At 68.2% G+C, this 1,054-nt stretch carries 1 protein-coding gene; it reads left to right on the top strand.

The genetic code is table 11. The annotated features are described in order from the left end of the window. Positions 1-96: 96 nt before the first annotated feature. The coding region (locus IEX37_RS15835) for an IS481 family transposase (protein ID WP_188757338.1) at positions 97-1,054 on the top strand (958 nt) is incomplete at its 3' end.

Genomic DNA, 1,054 nt, shown 5'->3' on the forward strand with positions numbered 1-1,054 from the left:
TGTAGTTCCCCGACACGTTGTGAACGTGTGAGCTGAGGCGAGGGCCTCCGGGGACGATGTGGGTTACCACACTCACACATCACCACGGAGGCCCTCGTGACTCACGCTAACGCGCCCTTGACGCCGGAAGGGCGTCGCCGCCTCGCGTCCGCGATCGTTGATGCGGGTTGGACGATCCGGCGGGCTGCGGAACGGTTCAACTGCTCGCCGGCGACCGCGTCGAGGTGGGCCAAGCGGTACGCCGCTGGCGAGCCGCTCACGGACCGGTCATCACGGCCGGTGTCGTCGCCGAATCGGTTGTCGCAGCGCACGGAGCGGCGGATCATCGCGCTGCGGTTCACGCGTCGATGGGGACCGCACAAGATCGCCTACCACCTGGGCCTTGCCCGCTCCACGGTCGGGCGGGTCCTGGCGCGGTACGGGATGCCTCTGCTTGCGCATCTGGACCGGTTCACCGGGCTGCCCGTCCGTAAACCGAAGCCGGTCCGCTACGAGGCGTCACGGCCGGGCGAGCTGGTCCACGTCGACATCAAGAAGCAGGGCCGCATCCCCGAAGGCGGTGGGCACCGCGTCCTCGGCCGGGCGGCTGGGAACCGGGACCGCAAGGCCGGGGGCGGTTACGCGTTCCTTCACAACGCGATCGATGATCACTCCCGGTTGGCGTACTCGGAGATCCTCGATGACGAACGCAAGGAGACCGCCGCGGCGTTCTGGATCCGCGCCCGAGCGTTCTTCGCCGAGGCGGGCATCACGGTCACCGCGGTGATGACCGACAACGGCGCCTGCTACCGCTCACAAGCCTTCCGCGACGCACTCGGTGACAGCGTGAAGCACCGCCGCACCCGCCCCTACCGGCCGCAGACGAACGGAAAGGTCGAACGCCTCAACCGCACCGCCGAGGAAGAATGGGCCTACGCCCGCTTCTACCCGAACGAAGCCGCCCGAGTCGCAGCGTTCCCGACCTGGCTACATCACTACAATCACCACCGACCCCACACCGCCCTCGGCGGCCAGACCCCAGCCTCCCGCGTTCACAACCTCACGGGGAAGTACA

Origin of the sequence: Microbacterium album (assembly GCF_014643695.1) — a bacterium.
GTDB lineage: Bacteria > Actinomycetota > Actinomycetes > Actinomycetales > Microbacteriaceae > Microbacterium > Microbacterium album.